Origin of the sequence: Propylenella binzhouense (assembly GCF_009866965.1) — a bacterium.
In the GTDB taxonomy this organism is placed as follows: domain Bacteria; phylum Pseudomonadota; class Alphaproteobacteria; order Rhizobiales; family Afifellaceae; genus Propylenella; species Propylenella binzhouense.
Genome location: NZ_SPKJ01000213.1, coordinates 1 through 1,220, shown reverse-complemented (window position 1 = coordinate 1,220; position 1,220 = coordinate 1). Strand labels below are relative to the sequence as shown.

Sequence of the window (1,220 nt, the reverse complement as noted above, 5' to 3'; positions counted from 1 at the left end):
GCGGACGGCTTCCTGGCGCTCGCGGCGGGCGACGTGCGGGCGGCCGAGCGGGCGAGCGGCGAGGCGGTGCGCCGGCTGCCCGGCGCGCCTCTGACGCGGCTCCTGCAGGCGCAGACGGCACAGCTCAGGGGCGACGACGCGGCCGCGCACGACGTCTTCCTCGCCATGACGGACGATCCCGCCACCCGCGTCGTCGGGCTGCGCGGCCTCTATATCGAGGCCGACCGCCGCGGCGACCGCGAGACCGCGCGCCATTATGCCGAGCTCGCGCGCCAGACCTCCGGCACGACCGCCTGGGCCGGCCGCGCTCTCCTCCGCCACCAGGTCTCGGAGGGCGACTGGGAGGGCGCGCTGCGGACGCTCTCGACCTACGCCGACAGCCGCGTCCTCGAGAAGAAGGCGACCCGGCGGACGCGCGCCGTGATCCTGACCGCGATGGCGCAGGAATGCGAGGCCGGGGACCCGGAGAAGGCGCGCCAGTATGCGCTCGAGGCGCACGACCTTGCGCCCGACCTCGTGCCCGCCGCCGCCGTCGCCGGCCGCGTGCTCGCCCGGCTCGGCGAGATCCGGCGCGCCGCCAAGGTGCTCGAGACGACCTGGAAGGTGGCGCCGCACCCGGAGATCGCCGAGGCCTATGCCCATGTGCGGACGGGCGATTCGGCGCTCGACCGGCTGAAGCGCGTGGAATATCTGCAGCGCATGCGCCCGCAGGCCGACGAGGGCCGGCTGGCGCTCGCCCGCGCCGCCATGGAGGCCCGCGAGTGGCAGAAGGCGCGCGACGCGATCCTGCCCGTCATTCGCACCCGCCCGACGCAGAACGCGCTCATCCTGATGGCCGAGATCGAGGAGGCGGAGACGGGCGACCGCGGGCGCGCGCGCGAATGGCTGGCGCGGGCCGTCCACGCGCCGCGCGACGCGGCCTGGATCGCCGACGGCATCGTGCTCGAGCATTGGGCGCCGGCCTCGCCGGTGACGGGCCGCCTCGACGCGGTCGAATGGCGGGTGCCGGTGGAGAGCCTCGCCGGGCCGGAGGCCTTCCACATCGACGAGGCCGATCTCGCTCCGCCGCCGCTGCCCGCCCCGGCCGAGCCGGAGGACGTTTCGGACGAGGCGATCCCGCCGGCCGTCGCCGCGACGGAGACGGCGCTCATCGTGGAGCCGGAGGCGGCGGATGCCGCCCCCGCGCCGCCGCGCCCGGCCGAGGCCGCCCCTGCGGCCTC

At 76.8% G+C, this 1,220-nt stretch carries 1 protein-coding gene; it reads left to right on the top strand.

The features are described 5' to 3' along the window. Positions 1-1,220, top strand: a 1,220-nt coding sequence (locus E4O86_RS22970; protein WP_161142853.1) for a heme biosynthesis protein HemY, incomplete at both ends; no start/stop codon positions are given.